Source organism: Methylobacterium aquaticum (assembly GCF_016804325.1).
GTDB lineage: Bacteria > Pseudomonadota > Alphaproteobacteria > Rhizobiales > Beijerinckiaceae > Methylobacterium > Methylobacterium aquaticum_C.
In genome coordinates this window covers 5,949,461-5,963,973 of sequence record NZ_CP043627.1, presented here as the reverse complement: position 1 = coordinate 5,963,973, position 14,513 = coordinate 5,949,461, and the positions used below count along the sequence as shown (strand labels likewise).

13 protein-coding genes are annotated in these 14,513 nt (G+C 65.8%); 8 read left to right on the top strand and 5 right to left on the bottom strand.

Features of this window, described 5'->3' with window-relative positions:
- Position 1: 1 nt before the first annotated feature.
- Positions 2–1,408, bottom strand: a complete 1,407-nt coding sequence (locus F1D61_RS27395) for a sodium:solute symporter family protein (RefSeq protein WP_203155237.1) — start codon at positions 1,406–1,408, stop codon at positions 2–4.
- A gap of 1,278 nt (positions 1,409–2,686) precedes the next feature.
- On the opposite strand from F1D61_RS27395, the gene F1D61_RS27390 reads away from it, so the two are divergent.
- The 3 genes from F1D61_RS27390 to F1D61_RS27380 all read left to right on the top strand — a co-directional run bounded on the left by F1D61_RS27390 (position 2,687) and on the right by F1D61_RS27380 (position 5,031).
- A complete protein-coding gene (locus F1D61_RS27390) occupies positions 2,687–3,520 on the top strand; it encodes a hypothetical protein (protein ID WP_203155236.1) in 834 nt (277 codons plus the stop codon).
- Positions 3,521–3,856: 336 nt separating this feature from the next.
- Positions 3,857–4,336, top strand: coding sequence for a hypothetical protein (locus tag F1D61_RS27385; RefSeq protein ID WP_203155235.1), 480 nt, complete (start codon positions 3,857–3,859; stop codon positions 4,334–4,336).
- 458 nt (positions 4,337–4,794) lie between these two features.
- On the top strand, positions 4,795–5,031 hold the full coding sequence (locus F1D61_RS27380; RefSeq protein ID WP_203155234.1) for a hypothetical protein: 237 nt from the start codon (positions 4,795–4,797) through the stop codon (positions 5,029–5,031).
- Positions 5,032–5,052: 21 nt separating this feature from the next.
- Here F1D61_RS27380 and F1D61_RS27375 read toward each other — a convergent pair whose 3' ends face one another.
- Both F1D61_RS27375 and F1D61_RS27370 read right to left on the bottom strand, forming a co-directional pair.
- Positions 5,053–5,214, bottom strand: a complete 162-nt coding sequence (locus F1D61_RS27375; RefSeq protein ID WP_203155233.1) for a hypothetical protein — start codon at positions 5,212–5,214, stop codon at positions 5,053–5,055.
- Positions 5,215–5,620: 406 nt separating this feature from the next.
- Positions 5,621–6,511: an AraC family transcriptional regulator gene (locus tag F1D61_RS27370; protein ID WP_203155232.1), complete on the bottom strand. Its 891-nt coding sequence runs from the start codon at positions 6,509–6,511 to the stop codon at positions 5,621–5,623.
- 198 nt (positions 6,512–6,709) lie between these two features.
- Between F1D61_RS27370 and F1D61_RS27365 the strand changes: the two genes are divergently transcribed.
- On the top strand, positions 6,710–7,288 hold the full coding sequence (locus tag F1D61_RS27365) for a DUF308 domain-containing protein (protein WP_203155231.1): 579 nt from the start codon (positions 6,710–6,712) through the stop codon (positions 7,286–7,288).
- A 52-nt stretch (positions 7,289–7,340) separates the two neighbouring features.
- Here F1D61_RS27365 and F1D61_RS27360 read toward each other — a convergent pair whose 3' ends face one another.
- Complete coding sequence (locus F1D61_RS27360) at positions 7,341–8,201, bottom strand: LysR family transcriptional regulator (RefSeq protein ID WP_203155230.1); 861 nt, start codon at positions 8,199–8,201, stop codon at positions 7,341–7,343.
- Between the two features lie 110 nt (positions 8,202–8,311).
- Between F1D61_RS27360 and F1D61_RS27355 the strand changes: the two genes are divergently transcribed.
- The 4 genes from F1D61_RS27355 (at position 8,312) to F1D61_RS27340 (ending at position 11,751) form a co-directional block, all read left to right on the top strand.
- Positions 8,312–9,253, top strand: coding sequence for an NAD(P)-dependent oxidoreductase (locus tag F1D61_RS27355; protein ID WP_246775567.1), 942 nt, complete (start codon positions 8,312–8,314; stop codon positions 9,251–9,253).
- Between the two features lie 17 nt (positions 9,254–9,270).
- The gene (locus F1D61_RS27350) at positions 9,271–10,095 is read left to right on the top strand and encodes an oxidoreductase (protein ID WP_203155229.1); all 825 of its coding nucleotides are present in this window, start codon (positions 9,271–9,273) and stop codon (positions 10,093–10,095) included.
- A gap of 51 nt (positions 10,096–10,146) precedes the next feature.
- Positions 10,147–10,995: an alpha/beta fold hydrolase gene (locus F1D61_RS27345; protein WP_203155228.1), complete on the top strand. Its 849-nt coding sequence runs from the start codon at positions 10,147–10,149 to the stop codon at positions 10,993–10,995.
- A 225-nt stretch (positions 10,996–11,220) separates the two neighbouring features.
- On the top strand, positions 11,221–11,751 hold the full coding sequence (locus F1D61_RS27340; protein WP_203155227.1) for a VOC family protein: 531 nt from the start codon (positions 11,221–11,223) through the stop codon (positions 11,749–11,751).
- Positions 11,752–11,963: 212 nt separating this feature from the next.
- Here F1D61_RS27340 and F1D61_RS27335 read toward each other — a convergent pair whose 3' ends face one another.
- Positions 11,964–14,510: a two-component system VirA-like sensor kinase gene (locus tag F1D61_RS27335; RefSeq protein ID WP_203155226.1), complete on the bottom strand. Its 2,547-nt coding sequence runs from the start codon at positions 14,508–14,510 to the stop codon at positions 11,964–11,966.
- Positions 14,511–14,513 lie beyond the last annotated feature (3 nt).

Genomic DNA, 14,513 nt, shown 5'->3' with positions numbered 1-14,513 from the left:
GCTACTTCTGTCGCAGGGATACCGGAACAGAGGCCGGGATGTCCGCGCCTGACCGCTTCAGCAGGCGATCCGTCCCCATCACGACCAATGGGATGACCAGAGCCACGTAGGCATTGTCGATCCCAAATGGGTCGCCCGCCAGGAACCAGCCGATCGTCAGCACGAGGGACGCGACGATGCTGACGAATGCGGCCCGCGGCCGCGCCACGTGTGGCGCGTAGAAGGCGAACAGGACCAGGACCGCGAGAGTGGTGCGCAGGGACTTGGCGAGGAAGGTAACCTTCAGGATATCCGGCGCGTAGATCGCGAGCGGAATCGGCAGCAGCCCCACCGCGATCGTCGCCGCACGCACGAAGGCGAGCGAGCCGCGTCCTTCCACATCGCCGCGAAGGGGTATGTAGAAATCCTTGTAGAGGAGCGTCGCCGCACCGATGCTGAGCGCCGAGATCGTGCCGAACAGCGAACCGGCGAGGCCCGCGACCACGACCGCGGCAAGGACGTCGTCCATCCGGCCGATCAGCGCCGGCAGCACCCCGATCGGCGGCACGTTCGGCATCAAGGCGCCCGCGCACACGCCGACGAGGGCAGCCAGCAGGCCGAACGGAACGAGAAGGATTGCGCACCAGAAGCTCGCGGCCTGGGCGGTGCGACCGTCCTCCACGGTGTTGATCGCCTGGATCACGTATTGTGTCGAGAAGACCGCGCCGATCCCGGCCACGAGCCAAGCCAGGATCTGGGACCAGCCGACGGTGTCGACGGCAAACATCCGGGCCGGAACCTGTGCCTGCAGGGACCCGAGGCCGCCGATTTGCGAGACGGCGAAGGCCGCTGCGACCAGGATGCCGACGTACTTGACGACGGCGTGCAGCACATTGGTGGTGATCACGGAGCGCATGCCGCCGATGCCGACGTAGAGCGTCGCCACCGCGCCGGTGATGACGATCGCCGTGGTGCGGTCCATCCCGAGCAGCCCCGCCAGGATGGAGCCGCCGCCCGCGTAGGTCGAGATCGCCACGATCTGCAGGGCGAAGATCATGATGACCGAGGTGGCGAGCTTGGTCGGGCGTCCATAGGCGCGGGCCAGCGCGCCCGAGATGGTATTCTCGCCGAGGGTCTTGAAGCGACGGGCCAGGAAGAAGGCGTACAGCATGAAGCCGATGCCGAGGGCCACGATGTTCCAGGCCGCCGAGAGGCCGACCTTCACGGCGGTCTGCGTCGTGCCGACGCTCGCCGCCGTACCGATGAACTCGGACATGAGCAGGAAGCCGATCAGGACTGCCGGGTAACGCACTCCTCCCGACGTGAAGCTGCCGGCGCTCCTGGCGTGACGGCGCGCGACGACGCTGATCAACCCCATCGCTGCCAAGTAGGCCAACGTGAGCGACAGCACGACCCAGTTCGGCTGCATGATGCCGCTGTCCGTCAGACGTCAGCGAATGTGCGCAGGTCGCGGTGATTGGGCATGATTCCTCCGGTTGTTCTTTCGGGCGACCGCGCGTGACGGCGTTCTTGTATGCGCCCAGTCTGAAGGATCGTGCGTGCAGAGCGGTTGTTCATCAAATAGAGAAAAATGATATAGGTGATCATCAGCCATGATGGCTCCGGCCTCCCAGACATGACCAGTCAGTGGCCGACGATACGTGGCGGGGCGCGGAACCGTTGCTGATCCGAAGACGATCGAAGTGGAGAGGGATGCTGTCGCAGCGCCTGCGTGACTGGGAACATGTCAAGCATGTGCCGCCGGGCCGGCTGCAGGGGGCGAGCCGGGATCGGTGGAAGCGGGCGCCGCTGCCCTGGCGCAGATCGACTGCAACGACCCTGATGTCCCAGCAAGCCGGCAGCCGCAGCGCAAGCTACTGCGCAGCCCTTGGAAACGCCGCCTCCACATGCGGATCGGGCAGTCTTGACAACGGGATAGAGCGCGTCGCCGTACCCGGCCTTGGTCGCACGTACCTTCGAGCGCCAGTGCGCTCGCTTTCGCTATGCCAGTGTGAGGCCCCGATCCTTCCGCTGCGATTCCTGCCAAGCCCAATTCTGCAGCATTACAGTCTAATCCTTGGCCATGAATGCCACTAAAATTGTTAGCTTAGTGGTCGCCGCCAAGAATGCGCCGCTATTTTATATTTGTCGACGAAAAACTATCGCAACCAACTGTTAATGGGGTTTTTTGATAATGGAACTCGCCGGCCTGCGATAGGTCCGCTATCAGGTGATGAGCTGCCACTCCAGCTGAAGTGATTGAAGGTCGGAAAGTGGCGCTATGCAGGCGGTTCGATCGCTACCTCCCTCCCAATGACTGCGTAGGATACGAACTCCTGCTCCGCGGCGACATCGTCCCGGCCCTTTATGCGGCGGCGGGATCGCTGCCTGGGCGGGGGAGGGGACTGAAGGCAACGAGAGGGTTCGGCAAACAGTGAAGGTTAATCAGATTGCATGCTACCTACGTAGTTTACGCGGTTGCAGGGCATATCCCACGAACATATCATGGCTTTGAGTTCCATGCGTGGGGCTCTAAGTGGTAGCTGCGCAAAGCATTTCCGCCGCGTGATGAGAGTAAAAAGCTCTATTGCGCACTGAGTGATGAATGCGTAAGTTGACAGGCCGTTCTTTTCAGGACAAGCCCTGCGGCCACACGGTTTGATCGTTCAGCGCTTTCGCGCGCTGCCAACCCGTGGGACGCACGACCATGACGACATCTATAACCCTGCAAATGGCAGCGCTGTCGCCTAAGGCGCGCAGCATTGTTCTTGATCTGGCCAATCAAAATAGGCCAGTTCTGCGCAAGGATGCGTATAGCGCACTTATCAGTATTTCATTGGAAGAGCGCGGAGGCCTTTCTCTGGCAGAAGGGAGGAAGCACCTTGCGGATCTGGCAAATGCGGTGCGCTCTTTCCGATTTAACCGACAGCATCGCTACAAACAGAATTATGGTTGCGGATTGAGATCGCCGCGAGCTAATGAGCGTGCGAAATTAGCTAATCGGCTCACATGCTCGATTACAGAGCGCATACGTTTGCATACCCGATCTATTGTAACAGCGGCGGCAAAGAGCATCATGCCTGGATGGGCAATCGATGGCGCAGGCTGGCTAGTCTACAGTGCCGATTTAAAAAAGCGGCGCCATGTAGATTACAAGATGACGATAGAGGTTAATCGTCGTTCAGATTCGCATATTCGGCCATTTGAAGCTGTGCATACAATTGTTGTGAGCCAGGGGTGGCATCAGCAAATCCGGCGTATCGGCCTTAGAACCGGCGTTGTTGAAGGCTGCTTAATCTTATCCTCGAGGCGCGTCGCGCATACCGCATCAGAAGAACTCGAGATATTCGAGGTCAGGTTTGCACGCCTTCAGGAAAAAAATTTAATGAATGGAATCGCATACATATCTTCCGGGCGACATCAAAAGATTAAAATGTATCAAAGCTTTGGGCAAGCGTGTGATGATTGGCGTCAAGACCATATATTTGGAATGATCGATTATAATGACAGTAAAATGTTATTTCCAAATACAATATGCTGACTGAGAACAGAGAAACAGATTCTGAGGCGTCGCTTCGCACCCTTCAGGATGAGTAGCGGATGGTGGACGCGGAGCCCCTCCGCAAGCCGCCGTCGCTGCCCGCTATCGCACCTCCCGAGTCGCCGGCGCCGGTCGAACAGCGCGGCAGGGCGTCCTACGACGACGCCCAGTTCTGAGCCTGCCGCGCCCCGCTCCGGTCGCCCCCCTAGGGTGATCGGGTCATCCCCTCCTCGAAGATCACGCCATAATCGACCGAATTCTCAAGTCGGTCATCGCCCGCATCCAGGTCGTCATGATCTTGATAATACACAATAATCTAACGCAGGAGCCCCCTTTATGACTGCAATCAATCTTGTTGCTGCTATCTGCAGCGCGCCGAACGCAGTGGCACTAATGCGTGCCATTGACCGTGCCGTTCCAGGTAACGCCATTCGCGTCAAACGCTACCGGTCCACAAAGATATGGGATGCGACAGACGGAGGCTACCCGCTGATCGGCCCCTGCGGCTTCCGCGACCTCAAATTCCGGCTTGCTCGCATTTGCCACGAGGGTCAGGACGTCTGGCACACGAAAGGGCTATACTTGGATCCGGAATGCCGCAATCTGATTGATGGCGACTCCAGTTTGCCGAGCACCTTCTACTGGCCAAGAGTGAGCGAAGTTCGACGTTACTCGCATATGGGCCATAAGATCTACATGGTGTCGGGTTCTCGCGAAAATACCGCGTGGGGGCGCTGGTGGTTCGATTACCTATCAGTCCAGATTAATGACGACGTGACCGCTTCTAGATTCCTCAAAGCGCGAGTGACCGACTAAAATCATCGCAACTGGGCATCTTTCCCGGCCGCCCGCCAGGGCTATAGCGAGAGCGCCTGTCAGGGGCGGGACAGTTAAACCTCAGGCAGATCCTGTATCCATTGCCTCTGGATACGATGGCCGTCCACGACGCGGAGAATCCTGCACTCCCCGAAAGTATTTTTCGGGGAGCAGGGAGGCCCGCTGCCCGTTTTAGCCAGCGTCCTTTAACAGACTATCTGGTTTGCCGTCGCCCGCCAGCTGTCGGGTCTCGCTGTAGCATGGCGATCCGCTCGCCATCGGCTTGCCCCTTCTTGAATTTCAGGCCTCTGGCGGTCCGGAGGGGCGCCGGAGCGGGCCTTCAAAAATGCCGACGATGTGCCGACTATCCCAAAATTCGCGCGTCGGTGCGGTGTCCGGCGACCGGGCTCGGGCCCCTCGTGCCAAGGCCCGCGGCCCCGCGCGATCGGTTTGGCGACATGCCCTGCGGCTTCGTCGCTGCAGCGATGCGAGAGCCTGACGTCGCGTGGGTAACGCTCAAGCCGGGACAACCGCCCGCGCTCGTGCGCAGGCTCACCGGCACGCGCCTGGAGGTCCTCGCGGTGATCGCCGATGAGACGCATTACGAGGCGAAATGGGATTTCTATGGGTTCCTGACCCGGGCGGTGGCCTCGTACGTAGAGCGAGCGGGCTCTTTGACTGTGTTCGACACGTGACGTCGCATCACGTACGCGGCCTCAGACGAGGAACAGGGGCACGGCGGATCGGAAGCCGGGTAGGTCGGGGTTCATCCGGATCGGGGCTGAGCCGTTGGACTGGGACGACCAGACCACGGCGCTCGTCCACGTCCGCCCGCCGTCTAACGAGATCTGGACGAAGCCGTGGTCCTGGTAGGCCAAGCCGCCAGTATCGCTCCACGACAGCGGGGCTCCGAGGTGCCGGATCCCAGCAGCGCCGCCGACCGGCATGCTGAGTTGCCGCCATGCGTGGACCGCTTCTCTGAGCGCTCGCTCACTCCGTCGCGCAAAGCTTTCCGTCGTGCAGGGTCCGCAGGCTGACGATATTGTCCAATCAAAGCGTAGAAAACTGAGCAGATTGACCCTGCGAATAGCTGCTTCCAGCCCCCTTGGACATCATTTTCGCGGGCTTCCAATCAACGCTGATTACCCTTTGCAGACATTCAAGCCTGCCGGCTGAGACGTCCGCTCGGCAGGAAGAAGCGGACCTTCGTGCAACAGTCACGACAGCAACATGACCTGGCCCACAACGTGCCTGCCATCCCAAGCCGAAGGCTCGTGGTTGCGATCATTTCTCGCTCGGCGGTGCAGGCTCGTCCCTCGGGGGATGGCCGAACATCGCCTTGTAAGCACGGCTGAACGCCGCTTCGGATTCGTAGCCGATGCGCAGCGCGACCTCGCCGACCCGGGCCTCGCGGGCGACGAGCATGTCCCGGGCGAGCGTGAGCCGCCACTCGTTCTGGTAGCGCAGGGGCGAGCGTCCGACGAGGGCGGCGAACCGTTCGCAGAAGCTCGACCGGGACATGCCGCTGACCTCGGCCAGGGCCTCGACGCTCCAACGCGGCAGCGGTCGCTCGTGCATGACCTTCAGCGTCCGGGCGATGCGGGCGTCGGACAGCCCTCCCAGCCATCCGGTGGTGTGCCCGCGTTGCACCCAGGTCCGCAGGGTGCGGATGACGATGACGTCGATGATCCGCGAGATCATCAAGGCCGCGCCGGGCTCGTCGTCGGTCACCTCGAGCATCAGGAAGGGGACGATGCCGTCGAGCCATCCGGCTCCTTCGGCATGCCGGATGTGGATGCGCCCGGGCAGGGCCGAGATCATGCCGCGAAGAGAGTGGGGATCGAACCAGAACCGGCACACGATCACCGAGGCGTCCGACGCGGCGGCCACCAGCCTCGATCCTCCGAGCCCGCGGGGCAGAAGCACGAGATCGCCGGTGTCGATCGCGACGCGCTCCCCCGCTTCGTCCACGACGTCGAGCGAGCCGTCGGCGACCACCAGGACATTGGCGGCGCCGGCTTCGAGGTCCAGGCCCTTCGACTGCGCGACGACGTGCGACCGGACATGGTCCCCGGTGAGCCGGATCTGCGCCAGCACGTGCGAGAGCAGGTCGCCAGAGGCCGGGTCCGGCCCGCCGTCCGGATGAACGGTCAAGTTTTCCAGTGATCCGGTCATGGGCGTCATCGGCGTCCGATCGTAAACAGTCCTTCCGAAGCGACGCGCATCTCACTGAAAAGACGCCGCTTTCACGAAGCCTGGCGTTCGCGTCGCCGGGTCCGCCGCGTGATGGCCCGTCGCCCCGATCCCCCACGGAACACGGGCCTGCCCGAACTCCGCACCCTTCGCCGCGCCGCACCCCCGAAAGGACCACCGATGACGACCATCGAACAACCGGGCCACGACACGTCGCGCTGGCTGCGTTCCTATTACTGTCTCCGTGCCGGGGTGTCAGTTGCTTGGGTCGCGGCCGCCCTCACCGTCGGGCCGGCCATACCGCCGGCCGCGGCGGCGCTTCTGGTCGCCTATCCCGCCTGGGACGCACTCGCCAATGTCGTCGATGCGCAGCGCAGCGGCGGCTTGGCCGCCAATCCCAGCCAGGCGCTCAACGCGGCGGCCAGCACCGTCGTCGCCGCCGCGGTGGCGGTCGCGCTCGGATGGGGCCCGCACGCGGTGCTGGCGGTGTTCGGGGCCTGGGCCGTCCTCTCCGGCCTGCTGCAACTCGCGACTGGCCTGCGGCGCTGGCAGGCCGGGGCCCAATGGGCGATGGCGCTGAGCGGAGCCCAGTCGGCCCTCGCGGGCGTCCACTTCATTGTCAAGGCGAATGGTGCCGCGACACCCGGGATCACGGACATCGCCCCCTACGCCGCATTCGGCGCCTTCTACTTCCTGGTCTCGGCCGTGTGGCTGACCGTTGTGCGGGCGCGGAAAGACGCGGCGGAACGGACCGTCTGATCCTGGCGCGGCGCTGGCGGAACGCTCGAACCTGGGTCGTCCCATGTCGGCATTACGCGGTCGCGTTCACGAGATGAGCCGACACGGTCGCGATGAACGCGCGAAGACGCTGAAGACGCCGCAGGTCGCGGTGATACCCCATCCAGATGTCTCGCGCCGGTGGCGGCGTCGGCATGTCCAGCCTGCGGATGCCCGGGATCTGATCGCCGACCACGCGGGGCAGGACGGCGATGCCGACGCCTTGCCGGCACATGCGTCCCTGGACGTTGCGGTTGTTCGATCTGAGCACCGGTCTCGCGTTGGGGAAGCTCTCGACGAGCCACGCGATGTCGGGGAAATGGCCGGTGGAGGTATCGTGCGTGATCAGCCGGAAACCGGTCCCGTCTCCGTAGGGGGGATCTGCTGCTTCCTCGGCGATGTAGACGCCGTAGTCGAGCTTGAACAGCCGCCGCTGAACGACGTCGGCGGTGTCGAATGGAACGATGCGAAAAGCAATGTCGGCCTCCCGCTGGGCGAGGTTGAACAGGCGCGTGCCGGTCAGGATCTCGACGTCGACATGGGGGTAGGCCTTCGCGAAGTCCGCCAGGATGGGCGGGAGGACGTAGGCCCCGAACCAGTCCGCCGACGAGATACGGAGGCTGCCTTTGAGGTTCTGCTCCTGCCCCGCGAGCCGGCGCTCCATGGCGAGCGCGCCTTCCTCCATCTGCTCGGCCAGCGCGATGATCCCGTGCCCCTCATCGGTCAGAACGAGACCGTCCGCCGTGCGCTGGAACAGCGTGTGACCGACCGCCTGCTCAAGGGCGCGGAGGCGCCTGCCGACGGTCGGATGGCTGGTGTGAAGCGCGCGCGCGGCACCGCCGAGCGTGCCGGATCGCGCGACAGCGAGGAAGATTCTGACGTCGCTCCATTCCATCGCGACCACCTGTACGAAACTGAACGCCTGGAGTGCAACTCTGTCAGTTAACGAACAAATCTGAGCATTTAAATTCCCGCCATCGCCACGGGCCAGCTCGCAGGCGCGGGTTGCGGCCCGACGATCCCCCGGCGGCCTGTTCCAGCTCCGATCCGAACGACAGGAGACGGATCATGCAGATAGGATTCATCGGCCTCGGCAGCATGGGCTCGGCCATGGCGCTCAACCTGGCGAGGGCCGGCCATGACGTGCGGGCCTGGAACCGGAGCAAGGTTGCTCAGGAGCGCGTTCCCAGGGTGACGCTGGTCGAACACGCGGCGGAGGCATTCGGGGCTGACGCCGTCTTCACGATGCTGTCCGACGACGCGGCCATTCGGGAGGTGATCCTCGATGCCGGCCTGCTGGCGAGCGCGCGACCGGGGCTGATCCATGTCGTCACGTCGACGATCTCGGTCGCTTTCGCGCGCGAACTGGAGCGCCTGCACGCCGAGGCCGGCCTCGGCTACGTGTCCGCCCCGGTCCTCGGTCGCCCGAGCGTTGCGGCGAGCAGCCAGCTCAACATCCTGGCGGCCGGGAAGGCCGATGCCGTTGCCGCGATTCACCCGTTGCTCGCCCCCCTCGGCAAGAAGGTCTGGACGTTGGGGGAGAACCCCGCTCGGGCGAATGCGGCAAAGCTCGCCTGCAACATGATGATCGCCATGGCGATCGAAGCGATGGCCGAGGGTGTCGTGCTGACCGAGAGCGTCGGCCTCGACCGCGCGGATTTCTTCGAACTCATCCTGGGCACCCTGTTCTCGGGCCGCGCCTACGAGAGCTACAGCGTGCAGATCACCGAACGAGTGTTCGAGCCGGGCTTCAAGGCCAGGCTCGCCCTCAAGGACATGCGCCTGGCGACCGAGGCCGGCCGCGAGATCGGACGTACGCTCCCGATGCTCGACGCGGTTCGCGAGGGCCTCGGCAAGGCCGTCTCGGCGGGCCTCGGGGATAAGGACTGGTCGATCATGGCCGACATGACGGTTCGCGGCAGCGACAGCGCGGCGGCGTCTGCCTGAAACGAGGAGACCCAGCGATGAAAACCTGGTTCATCACCGGCTGCTCGAGCGGCTTTGGCCGGCGCCTGGCCCTCGCCGCGGCACGGCGCGGCGATCGGGTCATCGCGACCGCTCGCGATGTCACATCCATCGACGAGATGGCGGTGCCCTTCGCCGGCCGCATGATCGCGCTGCCGCTCGACGTGACGGATGCGGCGGCCGCGAGGTCGGCGGTGGCGAAGGCTGTCGAGATATTCGGCGGGTTCGACGTACTGGTGAACAATGCCGGTTACGGATTGTACGGCGCGATCGAGGAGGGCACTCCGCAAGAATATCGACCGATGTTCGAGGTGAACGTCTTCGGCCTCATCGAGACCACCCGGGCCGCCCTGCCTGCCCTGCGGCGTAAGGGCGGCACGATCGTCAACATGTCCTCGGGTGCGGGCATCGCGGGCGGTGGGGGAGGGGGCTACTACAATGCCGCCAAGTTCGCCGTGGAGGGCGTGTCCGAGGCGCTCGCGGGCGAGCTGAAACCCTTCGGGATTCGCGTGCTGATCGTCGAGCCCGGGCCGTTCCGCACCGACTTCCTCGGCCGCTCGATCACTATGGCAGCGAAGGAGATGCCGGATTATGCGGCGAGCTCGCGCAGGCATTATCGCGAGACCAACGACGGCAACCAGGCCGGCGACCCCGACAAGGCCGTGGCCGTGATCCTGCGGGCGGTCGACGCCGACGACGCTCCGCTTCATCTGCCGCTCGGCCCGGTCGCCCACGCGATCGCCGAGCGGAAGCTGACGGCGTTTCGCCGCGATCTCGATGCCTGGCGCGAGATCTCGATCGCGACGGATTTCGATCGGCCCTGAGCGCCGGCCTTCAGCACCGTTCCAACACCACCATCTGACCGGGGTGCGATCATGATCGCGACTTTGCAGGGATTTACCCAGCAACTGGTGCCGGCGAACGGCATCAGGCTCAACGCCGTCACCGGGGGCGCCGGCCCGCCGATACTTCTGCTTCACGGCTGGCCCGAGACCTGGTGGGAATGGCACCACGTGATGCCGGTGCTGGCCGAACGTTTCAGCGTGGTGGCGATCGATCTGCGCGGCGCGGGCTTCTCCGACTGTCCGCTCGACGGCTACGACAAGGCGACGATGGCGCGCGATGCGCACGAGATCATGGTCGCCCTCGGGCACGAGCGCTACGCGGTGTGCGGGCACGACATCGGCGGCATGGTGGCGCTGCCGCAGGCGGCGCTCTACCGGGAGGCGGTCACGCATCTCGCCGTGCTCGACGTGCCGCTTCCCGGCTGGACCGGATGGGAGGCGACGACCGCGAGGCTCTGGCACTTCGGATTCCATAGCAACCGGGATCTGCCCGAGCGCCTGATCCACGGCCGCGAATACGACTATCTCTCGACCTTCATGGCCGAGCGGTTCTACGATTACGGGACCTTCGATCCGGCGGACATCGAGATCTACGCGCAGGCGATGGCGCGCCCCGGCCGCACGCGCGGCGGCATGGAATGGTATCGCACCCTCGCCGCCGACCATGCGGCCGCCCTCGCCTACAAGAAGCGACCGCTCGAGATACCTGTGCTCGGCTTAGGGGGAGACCAGCGGTTCGGGGCCCAGATGGTGCCGATGCTGCAGGAGTTCGCCGGCACCGTGACGGGCGGCGCGATCGCTCGGTGCGGCCATTACGTCGCCGACGAGCGGCCGCACGAGGTCGCGGCGGCCCTGATCGAGTTCCTCGAGGCCGCGTGACAACCAACGCCCGTGCGACAGGGCGGAATACACCGGTCGCGACCCTGCGGGCAAAGCTTGGCCAAGGGGTCGCGATTGATCGACCCAGTTATATCGCCGCGCCCTCGAACCGATCTGTTCGATGACGCAAGGCAAGCCCGAACGGGCGTCGGCGCTGATGCGCCGGACGCCTTGGCAGCGACGTGTCGATGCCAAGGCGCGAGGGTATTAAAGAAGGAGATTGTCATGTCCGCCCCCGTCATTCGCGGCGTCAATCACATCGGCATCACGGTGCCCGATATCGACGCGGCAAAATCGTTCCTGGTGGAAGCCTTCGGCGGTCAGGTGATCTACCAATCCTTCGGACCTCAGGATCCGCCGCGTCAGGGGCCCGACTTCGAGCGGGCGGTCGGCGCGTTCCCCGGAACGGTCGTTCGTGGCCAAGCGATGGTCAAGATCGGAACCGGGGCCGACATCGAGCTGTTCGAGATGCACGGCCCCGAACAGGCCCAACCGATCCGGGCCAGCGACTTCGGCATCACGCATTTCGCGCTCTACACCGACGACATCGATGCGTCGGTCGAGCGCTTCGAGCGGGCTGGCGGCACGCTCCTGACTGCGCCGCGCGCCATTCCCTACGCGACCGAAAAGGGTCCGGGAAACAGGGTCTGCTACTGCCGGATGCCCTGGGGTACGACGATGGAGTTCATCACGACCCCCGACCGCATGGGCTATCATGACCAGACGGATCTGCGGCGGTGGCAGGACGAGGGCTGATACCGACAGTCGCTTTCACCGACCCTTTGTCTCACAGCAGCCAATGACCCGGAGACATGGCGGCGCCGCGCACACCATGCCGCGCGGCCCCGCATCGGGGCCGGTGTGTCGCCCTAAAACCGTCTGCTGCGGGGCGCCTGCCTCGTACGCGGCCAGGGCGGATCCTTCCTCCGACGAAGCTCCGAGATGCCGCTGCGACAAGTCCCGACCGTTCAGTGGAGGCTCCGCGACGGCGTTGCCGCCCGATTCTCGGTTCTCCCGTGCCGGGCGGAACTTCGCGGGTCCGAACCCAGGTGCCGCCGCAGCATGAGCGCGAGGGCATGCGAGCGCCACGGCCGGTGCGCGACGTCGACGATGGGGATCGCCGAGAGCACCTCCGGTCTCACCGTATCCGCGGCCGACAGCGAGAGCACGATGGGGCGATGGACGATTCGGGCGGCGCGGCGAGCGAACGTGAGCCCCGAACGTCCGGATGGCTGGTTCTCGACGATCAGCAGGTCGAAGCGTCCCGGCTCCGCGCGGAGCGCCGCCAGCGCCGCATCCGGATCGGCGTAGCCGACGGGCTCGTAGCCCAACGCCGCGAGCGTCTCCTCGTCCTCCTGAACCGTGGAGCGGGCGTTTCCGACGATCATCACGGTGCCGCCGACGGCAGCGACCTCCGGCCCGGCCTGCGGGCGGACCGGCAACCAGACCTCGAACGCGCTGCCCGCCGCCAGAGCGCTGCGCACATGGAAGGCACCGTCCTGCTCCTGGACGAACTCGAACGCGGTGGCGAGGCCGAGCCCGGTCCCGGCCGGGCGGGTGGTGAAGAACGGTTCGAAGATCCGCGCGAGCGTGGCCGTATCCATGCCGCGGCCTTGATCGGCCACGCGGATGCAGACGTACTCGCCGGGGCCCAGCTCTCCATGCGAGAGCGTTCGGCGCTCGCGCAAAGAGATCCGTTCGAGCCGCACGTCGACCGCGCCGCCCGGATCGGAGGCCTGGAGGGCATTGCGGATCAGGTTGTGGACCACCTGCTGCAACTGCGCCGGCTCTCCCTCGACGACCGCGCCATCCACGGTCCCGGCGAGGCGGATCGCCGCCGGGTCGGTCGTCGAGGTGCGGATCTGGGCCACCGTCTCGGCCACGACCGCCTCGACGACGCTCGTGCCGCGAGCCGCACCGCCCCGCCGCCCGTAATCGAGGATCTGTCCGGCGATCTCGTGCGCCCGGCCGCCCGCCCGGACCAGGAGATCGATCTGCCGGGCGGCCCGTCGCGGGTCGGCCGGCAGGGCGTCGGCGGCGATCTCGGCGTGGCCCAGCATGACGTTGAGAACGTTGTTGATGTTGTGCGCCACGCCGCTGGCGAAGATGCCGATCGCTTCCAGCCTCTGCGCGCGCCGCAAGGTGGCCTCGATCTCGCGGCGCTCGGCCCAGACCTGCTGGCGCTCCAAGGCGGCCCCGAAGCTGTCGGCCCCGATCTGCAGAAGGCCGCGCGAGTGCCGCAGCCAGGCCGGTTGCGGGCTGCCGCGCTCGAAGCACATCACGCCGACGATCCGCTCCCCGCGGCGCAGCCGCGCGCCAGTCCACGAGACGACGCCGCGTGTGGCGAGCGCCCGCACCAGGGCCGGCGGGCCGGCGCCCGCGGCAGCCTCGACGAAGAGGTGGTCGTCGGGCGCGGCGAGGATGTCGGGGATCAGGTCGCGCTGCGCCCGCGGCCAGCCACGGGGAGGCGGGCGGCCGGCCCGGCCCCAGAGGTGGACCGCATCGCTCCCGTCGAGCATGAGCACGTAGCCGTGATCCACGCCCAGGCCCTCGCCGATCATCGCGAGGACCTCGCCGATGCAGGCGGAGATCTCGTCGGGCTGGCTCGCCAGGAAGCGGTTCGCGGCCTGGGCGACCACCAACTGGAAGGCGATCGTCCGGCGTAAGCTGACGGTCCCCGCCCGCATCAGCAGGCCGACGCGGATCACCAGGGCCACCAGGGCGAGGGCGGCCGCGTAGAGAGCGAGGCGGAAGCCATCGGCGCGGGCCTGACGCCGATCCTTCAGGGCGCGGCGGGCCTCGAGGAGGGCGCGCCGCGCCGCCTCGCTCGACGAGGCCGGCAGCGAGCGGGTGGCGGCGTCGACCTGCGGCAGCAGGTCGAGGAGCTGGCGTCCGTGCAGGACGATGGCGGCGATATCCGCCGCCCGGTCCGCCGCGGCAGCGCCGGACGCCAAGTTGCCGGACGCCGAGTTGCCGAACGCCAAGTCGGCGGACGCAAGGGCATCGAGCCGGACGCGGATGTCATCGATCCGCTCACGCGTCGCGTCCCGGGCGAGTTCCGAGACCCGAACCTGAATGGCCGCGACCGCCTGGGCGAGCCGGACGTCGACATGCGTGTCGGAGAGGCGGTCGCTCAGGGAATCGAAATACGCGATCGAGTTCTGAACGAGGGCGTTTCCGGTCTTGAAGCGCTCGGCCATCTGCGCCTCCCTGGCGATCGCCTCCGTCAGGGCGCGCATCGCGGGGTCATCCTGGCCGCTCGCCGCGCGCAGCCCGGCCAGCGCCTCCTCCATCTCCCGAACATGCGCCACGATCGGGTCGTAGTTGCGCAGGAGGCCCGTCCGCGCCCGGAGCACGTCGTGCTGCAGCCGGGATTCGGCGAGCGCGAGGGCGTCGACACTGCGCTGGGTCCGCAAGTGATCGGCGTCCAGCTCGCCCTTGCCGTTGATCATCAGCCAGGTGAGCAGGGCGGCCAGGAGCGCGCCGAGCACGGTCGCCTGAACGGTGAGCCTCATGCG